Source organism: Flavobacterium crocinum, assembly GCF_003122385.1.
Classification (GTDB): Bacteria; Bacteroidota; Bacteroidia; order Flavobacteriales; family Flavobacteriaceae; genus Flavobacterium; species Flavobacterium crocinum.
In genome coordinates this window covers 2,777,219-2,791,417 of sequence record NZ_CP029255.1, presented here as the reverse complement: position 1 = coordinate 2,791,417, position 14,199 = coordinate 2,777,219, and the positions used below count along the sequence as shown (strand labels likewise).

Genomic DNA, 14,199 nt, shown 5'->3' with positions numbered 1-14,199 from the left:
TATGAAAAATGCAGCCTCTTTTATTGCAGTCTTATTGTTTAGCGCAATAAGTTATGCACAAAATGGCCCAAAAATTGAATTTGCAGCCCCGGACAATACAATTGATTATGGAAAGATTTCTAAAGGTGACAATGGACTTCGTTCCTTTGAATTTACTAATACCGGAGACGCTCCTTTATTAATTACAGGTGCAGAATCTACAGTAAGTTCTATCATCGTAACAAAACCATCGGCAGCAATTCAGCCGGGCAAAAAAGGAAAAATTGATGTTAAATACAATATGGTTTCAGGGCCAATTCGTAAAACTATTACTGTTGAAACAAATGCAGTAAATTATCCTGACGGACGTGTCGCTCTTAAAATTAAAGGTGAAGTTTTGTAAAAAACTAGATTTATAAATTATAAAAGCCGTTTCTTCTATTAGAAACGGCTTTTTATTTTTATCTGTAAAACTTCAATCATTTTACATCTTATTTCGCAGCACATTCAACTGCATCAAATTTATATTTTACTTTTTCAAAGTCAATTGGTTTGTCTTTCACAAGATAAGTAACTCCCATTGTTGTCTGCATAGTTCCGTTTCCTAAAATAAGTTGTTTGTCACGTTTCAACAATGCCATTGGGTTTTTAAACGTAGTATTTTTAGTAGCAGAATCTGTAAAAGTATAATCTACAAATAAAGTATCTCCGTGGAATTCTCCTGCTACTTCGCCGGTTCTAACTGTCGAAGGTGCTACTTTCATCACCATTTCACCGGATAATTTTCCATTTTTCAAAGTATTCAGTTTCAAATCAAGGGTGTCTTTTTCGTAGATTGCTTTATAACATTCTGTACCTACAACTGTTTCTGCATCTGCTTTTGCAGCTGCGGCTTCTTTTTGTTTTTCTTCATTTTTACAACTTTGAAATCCTAAGCCAATTACTAACAAACAAGGTAAAACTAGATTCTTCATATTCCAATATTTTATTTCAGGGTTATTCTATAAAATTAGCTAAAAAAAAATCAACAAAAAGATTTTGGCAAAATTTTTCTGTAAAAAAATAAAACCCGACAGGTTTTAAAATCTGTAGGGTTTACTATTCCTGGAAAATTATAAATTCTTAATTACAAATTCCGATCTTCTGTTTAATTCATGATCTTCTTCAGAACAGGCATCATCTGTTTTACACTTTATAATTGGCACCGATTCTCCGTAGCCTTTTGCTGTGACTCTTTTGGAATCGATACCGGATTGAATGATAAACTCTCTGGTTGAATTGGCTCTTTTCTGAGATAAATCTTCATTGAATTTTGCATTTCCTCTGGAATCTGTATGAGATCCAATTTCGATTGCCATTCCCGGATATTTCTTCATCAACTCCACTACTCTTCCCAAAACTACTTTTGATTCTTTACGGATATACCACATATTATAATCAAAATAAATTGGATCCGTTTTAATGATCAGACGGTCTTTATCTTTTATCACATCTTTTTCCTGCGCTAAAATCTCTTTTACTTTTTCCTGTTTTTTAACCTCAGCAGCTGCTATTTCTGCTTCTTTGGCTTTTTTCTCTTTTTGTTTTAATTCAATCGCAACAAGTTCTGCTTTTTTCTTATTTTCTTCTTCAATAATAATTTCCTGTTGTCTTTTCTTTTCAGCTTTTTCTTTTTCTTCCTGCTTGATTGCTTCTAAAGATTTTAAAGCTAATGAAGCATCATTTACTTTATCTCTTGTTTTATCTAAAGTCAGTGTTTTTGACTCATTGGTATATTTTTCTTTGAAAGCAGAAACTTTATAAGAAGATTCACAAGGCACAGTAAAACTGAATTTTCCATCCGCAGCAGTTGTAATAGTATGCAGCGTTTTATTTTCTGAATCCTGCAGAATTACAGTTGCGTTTTCCAGAGCCAGTTTAGTATCTACATCTGTGATAGTTCCTGCAATAAACTGTTTACAATCTTCTACAATTAAATCTTTAATTTCTTTGAATTGATAAATATCATCGCCTCCTTTTCCTCCTTCTCTATTTGATGCAAAAAAACCTTCTTTCGTATTTGAATCAATGTTAAAAGCAAAATCGTCTGAATTTGAATTTAATGGTAATCCGATGTTAACTGGTTTTGAATATTCATTTCCATTAATTTCAGAAACAAAAACATCCAAAGATCCGTAACCTAAATGTCCATCCGAAGAAAAATAAAGTTTATTATCTGCAGAAACAAAAGGAAATTGTTCTCTCTTACTTGTATTAATTTCCGGACCTAAATTCCTTGGCGTATCAAATGCACCTCTATTAATATTGACCGAATAAATATCAAAAGATCCCAATGAACCCGGCATATCCGAAGCAAAATACAATACTTTTTCGTCAGCGCTTAAAGCTGGATGTTCTGTTGAATAATTCGGACTATTGAATGGAAGAGAAACAACATTTGTCCATTTTCCATTAACGAGTTCGGCTTTAAAAATCTGAAGATTGGAGATTTTTTTATCGTCTCTCTTTTTCTTTCCGTTTTTAGAATTGTTTCTGGTAAAATAAATCGTTTTGCCATCTTTTGTAAAAACAGCGTTTGATTCGTGCATTCCTGTCTTTAATTCTTTAGCAAAATACTGAACAATTGAATCTGAAGAATTACTGTTTTTCAGTGGAATTTTTACCAGATTTAAATAAGTTTCATTATCCCATTTGTATTTTTTATCAAACAGATTCGGTTTCAATTTAACGCCCGCAAAAACCAAATTATCATTATATTTTACTGCACCAAATTCAGAGTTCGGAGTATTTATTGCCAGATTTTTGATCTCAAAACGTTTTCCGATTGCCGAAACATTTTCCAGTGTCTTAATCTCTTTTTCAAAATTTGGAAGATCTTCTGCATTTACTGATTTTGAGTAATATTCCTTTAAAACAGCATTAGCATCATCATAACTATTGGTTGCTTTTAAAGTCTGCGCATATCTAAAATAATATTCTCTATCGAGGTTATTACTGTAGTTTTTCAATAAAAGACGATAATAACGCTGTGCTTTTACTAAGTCATTAGTATAGAAATAAGAATCTGCCAGATTTTTAATGACTTCTTGTGAAGGTCTTTCATCTGCCAATTTTTGATATAAAATAATAGCTTCAGTATAGTAAGTTTTGTCAAAGAATTTCTTTGCTCTGATCAGTTCCTGATCCTGAGCGTTTATAAACTGTATTGAAAATACGAATACAATAACGAGTAGTTTTTTCATATTTTTCATCTTAGAAGAATCTTGGTGATTTGTCAAATCCTTTTCCTAATAAATCCAAATCAAACAACAACATGATTTCATGCGTTCCTGAATTGAACTGTCCGAAATTTGTCAGCGTATAATCGTAGGCATAACCCACTCTCAAAGTAGGCGTTACATTTATATTGAACAATGCACTGCCAGAATCGTCTATTCTGTAAGCGGCACCAAATTCAAACTTTTCGTTGTACAAAACATTTGCCGTAACATCTAAAGTTATCGGTGCACCTTTGACAAATTTGGACATAAATGCAGGTTTTAATTTCAACATATCATTCAGCTGAAAAACATAACCTGCAGTTAAAAAAGTATGTATTTCTTCAGAACCAAATGCATTAATTCCCGCTTTTTCCTGAATATATTTCGATTTCAACAAATTGGGTACAGATAATCCGACATACAGATTGTCTCTAAAGTAATAAGCTCCAACTCCAATATTCGGTTTTGTAGCATTTATATTTTCTGAAAAAGCAAAATCTGTTTGGGGATCTGTAAAACGAAAGCCATTAAAATTGCTCGTCATAGACGAAAATCCTGCTTTTAAACCTAATGAAAGTTTATTTTTTCCGGCTAATTTTAAAACGTATGCAAAATCAGCGTAAACATTGTTTTCTTTTTTAGCACCATCACCAATATCATCTGAAATAAATGAGATTCCAGCCTCAATTTTATCTGTAATGGCGCTATGCCCAAAAAAGGTAAATGTTTTTGGCGCTCCATAAGCGCCAACCCATTGTGTTCTGTACAATCCTCCAAAATTCATCATAGCAGGCACGCCTGTTGCATACGCTGGATTTACAACACTCATATTGTACATATAATGTGTGTATTCCGGATCTTGCTGCGCAGCAATGGATAAACAGAAAAGGAAATTTATAATGAGTAGTATTTTTTTCATTTAAAAATATATTTAAAATATAAAAAAGAGATTTATCGATTCAAATAAAGACGGCCTTGTTTCGGTGGCTTATTGTCTTTATTAAAATGAAGCACATAAAAATAAACTCCGTTGGGTGCAACACCGCCAGCAATACCGCTTTTTTCGTAGTTCATACCATCCCAGGCTGGTTTATTTTTATCTCCTTTATACATACCATTTCCGTATCTGTTAAAAATTTCAAGTGTATAGTTTGGATATAAAAACTCTATATCTTTTATCACAAAAGAGTCATTCACACCATCTCCGTTTGGAGAAAATCCATCAGGAACAAAAAAATCATTTGGTACATTATCGCAATCGGTTAATGTGACTGTGACTTCAATATATTCTGAAGAAAAACAATCTGTACCCGGAAAATTAAATCCGTAATATCTGCCTTGCTCTATTAAAGGAGTCGTTGCCGATAGCAAATTTCCATTATTAGGTGCATCGTACCAGACCACAGTTGAAGGCACATTTGTATTATTGGATAAATCTGCAATAGTAGGATTTTTTAACCCACAGAAATTTTGTCCATCTGAATTTAATACCGGCGCAGGCGAATCATTGATAGCAACCACAACCATAGCGGCTTCTGAAGTACAACCTGCAGCAGAAGTTTCTCTAACAAAATAATCGCCTGATTGTAATAAAACCGTACTTGCAAGTGCCGTTGTTGCCGTTGGAGAATTATACCATTTATACTGATTTCCGTTTGGAACTAAATTTGCAACCGTGGCTTCCTCTTCTTTACAAAATGACAGCGGATTTACTGTTGGAGGAACCGGAATAGGATTGACTAAAAAATTATCAGAAACATTTTGAAGTGTATTTTGACAGCCCGTCACATTATTAGTAAGACTCACTCCTGAAATTGTGGTTGAACCGGAATTCTGTAACAAAGCTAAAGGAATTGGAAAACTGGCGTTTCCGTTTGTAACTACTAAAGAAACTGTTTGTATGGTCGATGAATTACTTCCTGAAATCGTATAAGTAAATGTTACATTTGTCAGATTTCCTAATCCTGAAATTCTACCAGTAAACTGTTCATTTAAACAATCGTCATTTACTGTTATTTTTACCGCTGTAACATTTGGTAAAGGATTTACAGTAAGATTGCCTATTACATTTGCGGAGTTACTACATTGTGGTGAAGGATTTGTAATGTTAGTGATACTTATAATATTAATTACTGTTAATCCGTTTCTTGCATTTAAATTTCCAGGAATTTCAAAAGTACCTTTATTTCCTGCGACAGTCAAAATTGCGGTTTCAGCCATCGATAAATTATCTCCATATAAATTATAAGTAATACTATAAATTCCATCAGATAACTGAGAAGCATTTACATGAATTAAGGCTGTATCATTTTGACAAACAGGATCAGCAGTCAGCACTGCTCCATTTAAACTTGGCAATGGATAAACATTCAAATCTGTTGCAAATGGACTAAATATATCGGTACAGGATTTTTTACTTGAAGTGGAAACAATTCCGGTAACAGTAATCGTAAATTTCCCAACTTGTCTGAAATACGATGAGCTGATTGGAAAACTTAATACACCATTTACAAAATTTCCGGTAATAGTTTGTGATCCTGATGAAGGTCCCGAAACCGTAAATGAAACATTATATTCACCATTAGGAATATTATCAGACCCCTGTGTAATTCTTGCTGTATATCTAGCTGTTGCAATCTCAGATTCACATATATCTTTATCTACTGTAATTGTAGCTCCGGTAAAATCAAGTCGTTTTTCAAGAGTTATTACTACTGTAGCTTCTTTATCCTCACATATAAAGTTATCAGGAACTGCTAAAACCCTATAAGTATAACTATATTCCCCTGGTCCATTTGTATCAAACACTTCCTGAAGATTAATATTATGATCTGTTGCAGAAGTTAATCCCAGACCCGTCCATGTACCTCCTTTATCTTCATCTGTAAGCTGGTCATTTAGATCTAAGTTAGTATATCCTGCCAGATCAGTAGTACCGCATAAAGTTAAGTCTTCCGGTTTTCCTGCTTTTGGAGCTATTAAAATCGTTACTTCTACATTAGTCGATTTCTCATTTGGAGAACATGCAAGTACTGCCGGTACGGTATATATAAAATGAAGAGTCGTTTTTGTTTTGAACTCTCCAACTTTTATTGATGCTGTTGCGGGTTGTCCAGTATCAGTTGTCCATGTCCCGTTTGTATGTGGTCCCATAACTTTACTGTCAAAAGCCGTAAAAAGATTAAAGGTATCATCTTCGTTACAAATGGTTGCTTCGGATCCAACTCCAACGTATGCACCTATTATAAGTGTCACCACAGCTTTGCTACCTGTACATCCTGAAGTTGCCGGAGCTGTGTAAGTATAACGGTAAGTTCCACCACCACGTATAAGCTGGGCATTCAAAATACCGGTAGAAGCATTCAGACCTTGCTGGCTACTTCCTATCCATGTTCCGCCGGGAACTGGAGAACCTCCCAATAAGTCAAATAAATTCACATATTGATAAACCGGATTCTCGATATCACAAATCACTTTTTGCGAATCAGTTCCAGCGCATTGTGCAGTAAGATTTTCGGAAAAAAAGCTTAAAAAAATAAAAAACACTACAAAATGTAGATCCTTAATGTAGTTTTTTGCCATAGATTAAATTTTTGTTAAACATAAGAAAATATTTAACCTGAAAACTAATTTTTAACAAACTAATTTTCACAAAAAAAAGCTATTCCTGCAATACAACGACATAAAACATACTTTTACAGTAAATATTAATGAATTGTAGTTAAATATTTCCTACAATTCGTCTTCAAGTTTAAACCTAAATTTCAAAATCAAACTGTTTCTTTCTACTTCTAAATTTATCCAGATGTCTTCTTCTGATTTCAGGAGGTTATTAATCTGTTGCAGACTGTATTTATAGGGTTGAACGTGATTTATACTTACAATAATATCTCCTTTACGCAAACCGCATTTTTCTGCAGCAGAGTTTTTGCGTACATTGACAATTTCGTACACAGGTTTAAGGGCAAACTTATATTTGAAATTATTGTTATTGTTTTTATCTCTTTCCTGTATTTCATCAATTGTAGAAGCTACCCGAACTGTTTCTAAGTGTACGGTTTCCTGCACCCATTGCAATCCGTTGTGCTGAATGGTTATACCACTTTTATTATAGGTAAAAGGTTCTGAAAATTTGCTGTTTTTCCTTAAATACAGTTCTTTCTCTTTATAATTTAAAACCAAAGTAAAGCGTTTAAGCACTTCTCCTCCTACCGAACCAATACGCCCCGGAACCATCTTAACGTTTCGAATGGAAATCGAATCCGGAAATGACACAATAGGTTTTTTAAAGTCAAATTCATCAATAGAAAATTTATCGATTTTGGCTCTGTGCCCTTCAATGTCTCCGCTAAATCCTTTTCCCAAAAAATCGGGAAAGTTTTTATCCGGAAGTTTTATTTTACTATTTTCAAAAACCCAGAAGGCATCACTGTTTCCAATATCGATAAGTAATTTTGCCGGAATTTGCACATTATTAACTGTTGCCATCGTTAACAAATAAGGTTTTGATCTTTCTATCGTTATCGGAATCTTTTTAAATTTCTTGTCCAGTTTCTCCTGAAATTTATCATTTTTGGTATGAACAACAATTCTCTTTTTTTGATAATTGATTTCTACCAAATAATTTTTAAAGAATTTATGTCCGATAATTCCATTCACCGGAATTCCTATATGAGAAGATAAATTAAAACTTTGATCCAAAATAATAAAAACCATATGGTCACTTGATTTTAGCCCATGTGTTTCCAGAATATTTTTGGTTGATTTCAGACCTTCAATTTCTTCTTCGCTTCCTAATCCTCGTAGTTTAATTTTTTCAACATTGTTAAAACTCACTTCCTGCTTTTCTTCCATGCTGAATAAAATAGTTTCTTCAACACCGGAATCTAAAAGAAAATTAAGTTCTACTCCATTTACTTTTATGGGAATAAAAATAAGGTTATTAATGAATTTGAATGGCACTGTCGCCTTTGTTGCATTGTTCTGTAATAAAAAATCGCCTTGTCCAAAAAGCAAAAAAGGTAAGAATAACCCAAAAAACAATACTATATATTTTTTCATTGACAATATTTTATTATAAAATTACTAAATATATTTATTATTGTTACATTTTTACAAGTACTCGTATTGTTTACGTTAAATTGGAAAAAAAAATGCAAATTTGCACTTCAATAATTTATACTCATGCCAACAATTTCACACAAAGGCAGAAACATGCCTGAATCTCCGATACGCAAGCTGGCTCCTTTTGCAGATTTAGCAAAGAAAAAAGGACACAAAGTGTATCACTTAAACATTGGTCAACCGGATATCAAGACACCGGAAGTGGCCATCGAGGCGGTAAAAAATATTGATTTGACTCTTATAGAATACAGTCCGTCTGCCGGATATGAAAGCTATAGAAAAAAATTAGCACAATTTTACCAGCGCCAAAATGTAAACGTTAACACAGAAGACATCATTGTAACTACTGGTGGTTCTGAAGCCTTACTATTTGCGCTGGCCACAATTACAGATCCAGGAGACGAAATTATTATCCCGGAACCTTTTTATGCTAATTATCATGCCTTTGCATCTTCAACAAGTGCGACTGTAGTTCCCTTAGTTTCTACTATCGAAACTGCTTTTGCATTGCCAGGTATTGAAGAAGTTGAAAAACTAATTACACCAAAAACAAAAGCCATTCTGATTTGCAACCCTGGAAATCCGACTGGATATTTATATTCTGAAGCAGAAATTAAACAACTGGCCAGCTTAATCAAAAAGCATGACTTGTATTTAATTGCTGATGAAGTATATCGCGAATTTTTATACGATGGCGATGATGTGCATTTTTCTGTAATGAATCTTGAAGATGTACAGCAAAACGTGATCATGGTAGATTCTGTTTCTAAACGTTACAGTATGTGTGGCGCGAGAATTGGCTGTTTGGTTACTAAAAACAAAGAAGTTTTAGCAACAGTAATGAAATTTGCCCAAGCGCGTTTAAGTCCGCCAACCATTGAACAAATTGCCTGCGAAGCTGCTATAGATACGCCGCAAAGTTATTTTGATGAAGTTATTGCAGAATACAAAGAACGTCGCAACACTTTGATTGCAGAATTAAATAAAATTGACGGAGTTATTGTAACGAAACCAAAAGGAGCTTTTTATTGTATTGCAGAATTACCAATAGAAAACTCTGATGATTTTGCACAATGGCTTTTAGAAAGTTATAATCTTAACGGAGAAACTGTTATGATTGCTCCTGCAAAAGGATTTTATTCGACTCCGGGAATGGGATTAAATCAGGTTCGTATTGCTTATGTTTTAAATAAGCAGGATTTAATTACAGCCGTAAATATCTTAAAAGAAGCTTTACAAGTTTACAATAACAGATAAAAAACAATAAAACTTAAATACTCAAAAGACAATAACCATTTTCGTTATTGTCTTTTGTATTTTGAAACAATTTTAAATTATATCCAAAAAGGAACAATTAAATCGTAAAAACCATAGAAAAGGTTTCCCATTTATTAATTATCTTTACCGCCTTAAAAAGATATACCCATTATAATAGTAGTTTTTAATGATAAATAACGAAGATTTTTTAGACGAAATTGGTGACAGTCACTTCAGCAGTAATGCAAAAAACCCTTTAAGAGCAGATGCTTTTGATATCACTGACGAAGAAAAAATAGAAAAAATAAAAAAAGATGTCGAAAACATTCTGCAAACTCTTGGAATGGATTTGACCGACGATAGCATTAAAGGAACTCCAAACAGAGTTGCTAAAATGTTTGTAAAAGAGATCTTTGGAGGTTTAAATCCTGCAAAACAACCAAAAGCTTCTACTTTTGACAACAACTACAAATACGGCGAAATGCTGGTAGAGAAAAACATCACTGTTTATTCTACTTGCGAACACCACTTATTACCAATCATCGGACGCGCACATGTAGCTTACATTTCAAGCGGAAGAGTTATTGGTTTATCCAAAATGAACCGTATTGTTGAATATTATGCTAAAAGACCTCAGGTACAAGAACGTTTGACAATGCAGATTGTTCAGGAACTTCAAAAAGCTTTAGGAACAGAAGATGTTGCCTGCGTTATCGATGCAAAACACCTTTGCGTAAACTCTCGCGGAATTAAAGATATCGAAAGCAGTACAGTAACTTCTGAATTTGGAGGAAAATTCAAAGATCCGCAAACAAAAAGAGAATTTCTTGATTATATTAAACTAGATACTCAATTCTAATTTTTTACGATTATTTCTATTATATTTATGATCTAGCCCTGATAGAAGCGGCATCCTTTTATGGCGGGGTTCGCCATAAAAGATACAGCGGATAGCAGAATTAGCTCCTAAAAACAAACATTTTAAGTTAAAAATATGCCACTATATAGCAGTCAACCCTTAAAAATATACAATTCACTATCTGGTGAAAAAGAAGATTTCAAACCCATCCATGATGGAAATGTTGGAATGTATGTTTGTGGACCTACAGTATATAGTAATGTTCACTTAGGAAATGTGAGAACTTTTATGTCTTTTGACGTAATCTTCAGATATTTTCTTCATTTGGATTATAAAGTGCGTTATGTACGAAACATTACAGATGTTGGACATATCGTGGATGATGTGGATGAAGGTGAAGATAAAATTGCTAAAAAAGCGCGTTTGGAGCAATTAGAACCTATGGAAGTAGTACAGCGCTATACTGTCGATTTTCATAATATTCTCAAAGCTTTCAACTTCTTGCCTCCAAGTATTGAACCAACTGCTACTGGACATATTATTGAACAGATTGAAATCATCAAAAAAATAATTGATAAAGGCATCGGGTATGTTGCTAACGGATCTGTATATTTTGATGTTGTAAAATACAACGAAACTAATAATTACGGCATCCTAAGCGGTCGAAATATCGATGATATGCTGGCAAATACACGTGATCTTGACGGACAGTCTGATAAAAGAAATCCGCAGGATTTTGCACTTTGGAAAAAAGCAGAACCGGAACATATTATGAGATGGCCTTCGCCCTGGAGTGATGGTTTTCCTGGCTGGCACCTTGAATGTACTGCAATGAGCACTAAATATCTGGGGAATCATTTTGATATTCACGGAGGTGGAATGGATTTAAAATTCCCACATCACGAATGCGAAATTGCACAAAACGAAGCCTGCACCGGTCAGGCTCCGGTAAATTACTGGATGCACGCCAACATGCTGACTTTAAACGGGAAGAAAATGGCTAAATCAACTGGAAATAATATTCTTCCAGGAGAAATCCTTAGTGGCGATAATAACATTTTAAGTAAACCATTTTCGGCTTCTGTAACTCGTTTCTTTATGCTTCAGGCACATTACAGAAGTATTTTAGATTTTTCTGATGATGCTATTGTTGCTGCCGAAAAAGGATACAAAAGATTAATGGAAGCTGTTGATGCCTTACCAAATATTACAGCAGGAAATACTAGTTCTATTGATTTCGCAACGTGGAAGCAACTTTGCTACGATGCGATGAACGATGACTTCAACACGCCTATTTTAATTGCTCAGTTGTTTGAAGCTGTTCGTTATATCAATTTATTAAAAGATGGTAAAGAAACGATTTCCACAGCTGATTTAGCAGATTTTACAACTGCAGTAAACGCATTTGTATTGGATGTTTTAGGCCTTATTGACGAGAAAAATGCTGATGGAGACAATGATAAACTGGAAGGTGTAGTTAATATGCTTATCGGAATGAGAAATCAGGCAAGAGCAGATAAAAACTTTGCTCTTTCTGATCAAATCAGAGACCAGTTAATCTCTTTAGGAATTCAGCTTAAAGACGGAAAAGAAGGAACATCATTTAGCATACAATAAAAACAAGTGTTCAGTATTCAGTGTTTTAGTGTTAAGGCTTAAACTTTTGACCAAACAAACACCAAGCGCTGAATACTAAAAAACTGATCACTGAATACTAAAAAAAATGTTATCCAAAATCCTCATATATCCATTTGTATTGTTGGTACGTTTTTATCAAACTGCAATTTCTCCGTTTACTCCGGCATCTTGCAGATTCGAACCTACCTGCTCTACCTACATGATTCAGGCATTACAGACTCATGGATTATTTTATGGCGGATTTTTAGGAATTAAACGTATTTTAAGTTGTCATCCCTGGGGAAGAAGCGGTTACGATCCTGTACCGGAAAAGAAATGCAATCACAAACATTAACCTTTTACAAAGCGGTACTTTACATTAAATATTTATTTTTACAATATATAAAACATTTTACATGACACACGCCTTAAATTTTGTTTGGAATCCTTCAGAAGGAATTAATCTGGGATTTTTTATGATTCGCTTTTACAGCTTAATGTTCGTAATTGCTTTTCTTTTAGGATGGTTTTTAATGAAAAAGATTTTCCAGAGAGAAAATGAATCACTTGAAAAACTGGATTCTTTATTTGTATGGACGGTTCTTGCGACTTTAATTGGAGCGCGTTTAGGTCATGTCTTCTTTTACGATTGGGAGTATTTCAGAAATCATTTATTGGAAATTTTCCTTCCATTCAGATTCGATCCAAAATTTGAATTTACAGGCTTTCAGGGATTAGCAAGCCACGGAGCAGCAATTTCTATTATTGTTGCAATGTACTATTACAGTAAAAAAATCTTAAAACGTCCGCTTTTATGGATTTTAGATCGTATTGTTATTCCAGTTGCAAGTGGTGCTATTTTTGTTCGTCTTGGAAACTTCTTTAATTCAGAAATCATTGGAAACGAAACAACCTCAGCATTTGGAATTCGTTTTTTACATGATGCATTCAGTAAAAATGAAGCAGTACAAAAAACCGGAATTGCCGATCCAAAAGAAGCTTATAATGCCATTGCAACCAATCCAAAGTTTGCGAATTTATTGGCTGAAGTTCCTGCGAGACATCCTGCACAATTATATGAGGCTTTCTCTTATATTTTTGTATTTGCTATTTTATATTTCCTATACTGGAAAACCAATACCAGACTTAAATCAGGATATTTATTCGGATTATTTTTAGTGCTTTTATTCGTCGTACGTTTTATTGTTGAATTTGTAAAACAAAGTCAAGGAGGTATCGAAGAGAATTTAGGATATTTCTCTACAGGACAATGGTTAAGTATTCCATTTATCATCATTGGACTTTTCTTTATCATTAGAGCACAGAGAAATCCTTTGGCAGAATCATAAAAAACGTTAATCAATATAAAAAATGCCCAATATCTTTAATATTGGGCGTTTTCTTTTTATAATTGATACGAAATACCAAATTCGATATTTCTTTTATTATAGCCAGCGTTTGAACTTCCTAAACCGGCATTAGAAACATGCCTTAAAGAAGGACGCACATCAAACCTCAACTTCTGATAATCAACCGTAAAACCAACCGCTAAAACATCCGCAAAAGCAAAACCTTTAGACATTCGCTCTGTTTCCTTATCCGTAATCATTGGACCTACGCTTCCTAAAAGATAACATGAATATATTTTGCCAAATGGTTTTCTAACTACAAAACCAATATTCAGCACATATTCGTGAACATCTTTCAATTTCATGTATTCAATTCGTTTTTGTTCAAAATCTGGTGTTTCAGGTTTTACAAAATACAAATTCAGCAGTTGATGCTTTCCAAAATTAACTTCAGGCTGAATTAATATCTCATATTGAAAATTTTTAGATTCTTTAATCTTATAATACAACTGAGCTTTGTAAAAATGATTGGTAAAAGTATAATCAGTATTATTGAACTCGCTACCAAAACCATAATTCAAACCAACTCTGTAATTACTATAATCATGCTGTGCTTTAACCTTTAAAAACACAAATAACAAAACAATTAATAGTCTTAGCTTTCCCCTCATAAACTAGTTTTAGATCAGAAATACAAACATAAAAAAAAGATCCAGTTTTCACTGGATCTTTTCTATTATTAGAAATAAGGTTT

Annotated in this window: 12 protein-coding genes; 6 read left to right on the top strand and 6 right to left on the bottom strand. The window is 33.6% G+C overall.

Annotation, left to right across the window (positions count from 1 at the left end):
• Position 1 precedes the first annotated feature (1 nt).
• Positions 2–382 carry a DUF1573 domain-containing protein gene (locus tag HYN56_RS12515; RefSeq protein WP_109192481.1) on the top strand — a complete coding sequence of 127 codons (381 nt, stop codon included), beginning with the start codon at positions 2–4 and terminating at the stop codon, positions 380–382.
• 88 nt (positions 383–470) lie between these two features.
• On the opposite strand, the gene HYN56_RS12510 is transcribed toward HYN56_RS12515, so the two are convergent.
• From HYN56_RS12510 to HYN56_RS12490, 5 genes are all read right to left on the bottom strand, one after another.
• Entirely contained in the window at positions 471–953 is a 483-nt protein-coding gene (locus HYN56_RS12510; RefSeq protein ID WP_109192480.1) for a hypothetical protein, read from the bottom strand.
• A gap of 138 nt (positions 954–1,091) precedes the next feature.
• The gene (locus HYN56_RS12505) at positions 1,092–3,221 is read right to left on the bottom strand and encodes an OmpA family protein (protein ID WP_109194790.1); all 2,130 of its coding nucleotides are present in this window, start codon (positions 3,219–3,221) and stop codon (positions 1,092–1,094) included.
• 10 nt (positions 3,222–3,231) lie between these two features.
• Positions 3,232–4,158: a PorP/SprF family type IX secretion system membrane protein gene (locus tag HYN56_RS12500; protein ID WP_109192479.1), complete on the bottom strand. Its 927-nt coding sequence runs from the start codon at positions 4,156–4,158 to the stop codon at positions 3,232–3,234.
• Between the two features lie 32 nt (positions 4,159–4,190).
• A complete protein-coding gene (locus HYN56_RS12495) occupies positions 4,191–6,821 on the bottom strand; it encodes a gliding motility-associated C-terminal domain-containing protein (RefSeq protein WP_109192478.1) in 2,631 nt (876 codons plus the stop codon).
• 150 nt (positions 6,822–6,971) lie between these two features.
• Positions 6,972–8,300, bottom strand: a complete 1,329-nt coding sequence (locus HYN56_RS12490) for a PDZ domain-containing protein (RefSeq protein ID WP_109192477.1) — start codon at positions 8,298–8,300, stop codon at positions 6,972–6,974.
• Between the two features lie 123 nt (positions 8,301–8,423).
• Between HYN56_RS12490 and HYN56_RS12485 the strand changes: the two genes are divergently transcribed.
• From HYN56_RS12485 to lgt, 5 genes are all read left to right on the top strand, one after another.
• A complete protein-coding gene (locus tag HYN56_RS12485) occupies positions 8,424–9,620 on the top strand; it encodes a pyridoxal phosphate-dependent aminotransferase (RefSeq protein ID WP_109192476.1) in 1,197 nt (398 codons plus the stop codon).
• A gap of 187 nt (positions 9,621–9,807) precedes the next feature.
• Positions 9,808–10,479: a GTP cyclohydrolase I FolE gene (folE, locus tag HYN56_RS12480; RefSeq protein WP_091495932.1), complete on the top strand. Its 672-nt coding sequence runs from the start codon at positions 9,808–9,810 to the stop codon at positions 10,477–10,479.
• A 135-nt stretch (positions 10,480–10,614) separates the two neighbouring features.
• Entirely contained in the window at positions 10,615–12,096 is a 1,482-nt protein-coding gene (gene cysS, locus HYN56_RS12475; RefSeq protein WP_109192475.1) for a cysteine--tRNA ligase, read from the top strand.
• A gap of 106 nt (positions 12,097–12,202) precedes the next feature.
• Positions 12,203–12,451, top strand: coding sequence for a membrane protein insertion efficiency factor YidD (gene yidD, locus HYN56_RS12470; RefSeq protein ID WP_109192474.1), 249 nt, complete (start codon positions 12,203–12,205; stop codon positions 12,449–12,451).
• A 61-nt stretch (positions 12,452–12,512) separates the two neighbouring features.
• On the top strand, positions 12,513–13,445 hold the full coding sequence (gene lgt / locus HYN56_RS12465) for a prolipoprotein diacylglyceryl transferase (protein ID WP_109192473.1): 933 nt from the start codon (positions 12,513–12,515) through the stop codon (positions 13,443–13,445).
• Between the two features lie 56 nt (positions 13,446–13,501).
• On the opposite strand, the gene HYN56_RS12460 is transcribed toward lgt, so the two are convergent.
• Positions 13,502–14,116, bottom strand: a complete 615-nt coding sequence (locus tag HYN56_RS12460; RefSeq protein WP_109192472.1) for an acyloxyacyl hydrolase — start codon at positions 14,114–14,116, stop codon at positions 13,502–13,504.
• Positions 14,117–14,199: the final 83 nt, after the last annotated feature.

Excerpts from the sequence above, each read along its gene's own strand:
- HYN56_RS12515 (WP_109192481.1), top strand. The coding sequence starts at position 2 with ATGAAAAATGCAGCCTCTTTTATTGCAGTCTTATTGTTTAGCGCAATA.
- HYN56_RS12510 (WP_109192480.1), bottom strand. The coding sequence starts at position 953 with ATGAAGAATCTAGTTTTACCTTGTTTGTTAGTAATTGGCTTAGGATTT.
- HYN56_RS12505 (WP_109194790.1), bottom strand. The coding sequence starts at position 3,221 with ATGAAAAAACTACTCGTTATTGTATTCGTATTTTCAATACAGTTTATA.
- HYN56_RS12500 (WP_109192479.1), bottom strand. The coding sequence starts at position 4,158 with ATGAAAAAAATACTACTCATTATAAATTTCCTTTTCTGTTTATCCATT.
- HYN56_RS12495 (WP_109192478.1), bottom strand. The coding sequence starts at position 6,821 with ATGGCAAAAAACTACATTAAGGATCTACATTTTGTAGTGTTTTTTATT.
- HYN56_RS12490 (WP_109192477.1), bottom strand. The coding sequence starts at position 8,300 with ATGAAAAAATATATAGTATTGTTTTTTGGGTTATTCTTACCTTTTTTG.
- HYN56_RS12485 (WP_109192476.1), top strand. The coding sequence starts at position 8,424 with ATGCCAACAATTTCACACAAAGGCAGAAACATGCCTGAATCTCCGATA.
- folE (WP_091495932.1), top strand. The coding sequence starts at position 9,808 with ATGATAAATAACGAAGATTTTTTAGACGAAATTGGTGACAGTCACTTC.
- cysS (WP_109192475.1), top strand. The coding sequence starts at position 10,615 with ATGCCACTATATAGCAGTCAACCCTTAAAAATATACAATTCACTATCT.
- yidD (WP_109192474.1), top strand. The coding sequence starts at position 12,203 with ATGTTATCCAAAATCCTCATATATCCATTTGTATTGTTGGTACGTTTT.
- lgt (WP_109192473.1), top strand. The coding sequence starts at position 12,513 with ATGACACACGCCTTAAATTTTGTTTGGAATCCTTCAGAAGGAATTAAT.
- HYN56_RS12460 (WP_109192472.1), bottom strand. The coding sequence starts at position 14,116 with ATGAGGGGAAAGCTAAGACTATTAATTGTTTTGTTATTTGTGTTTTTA.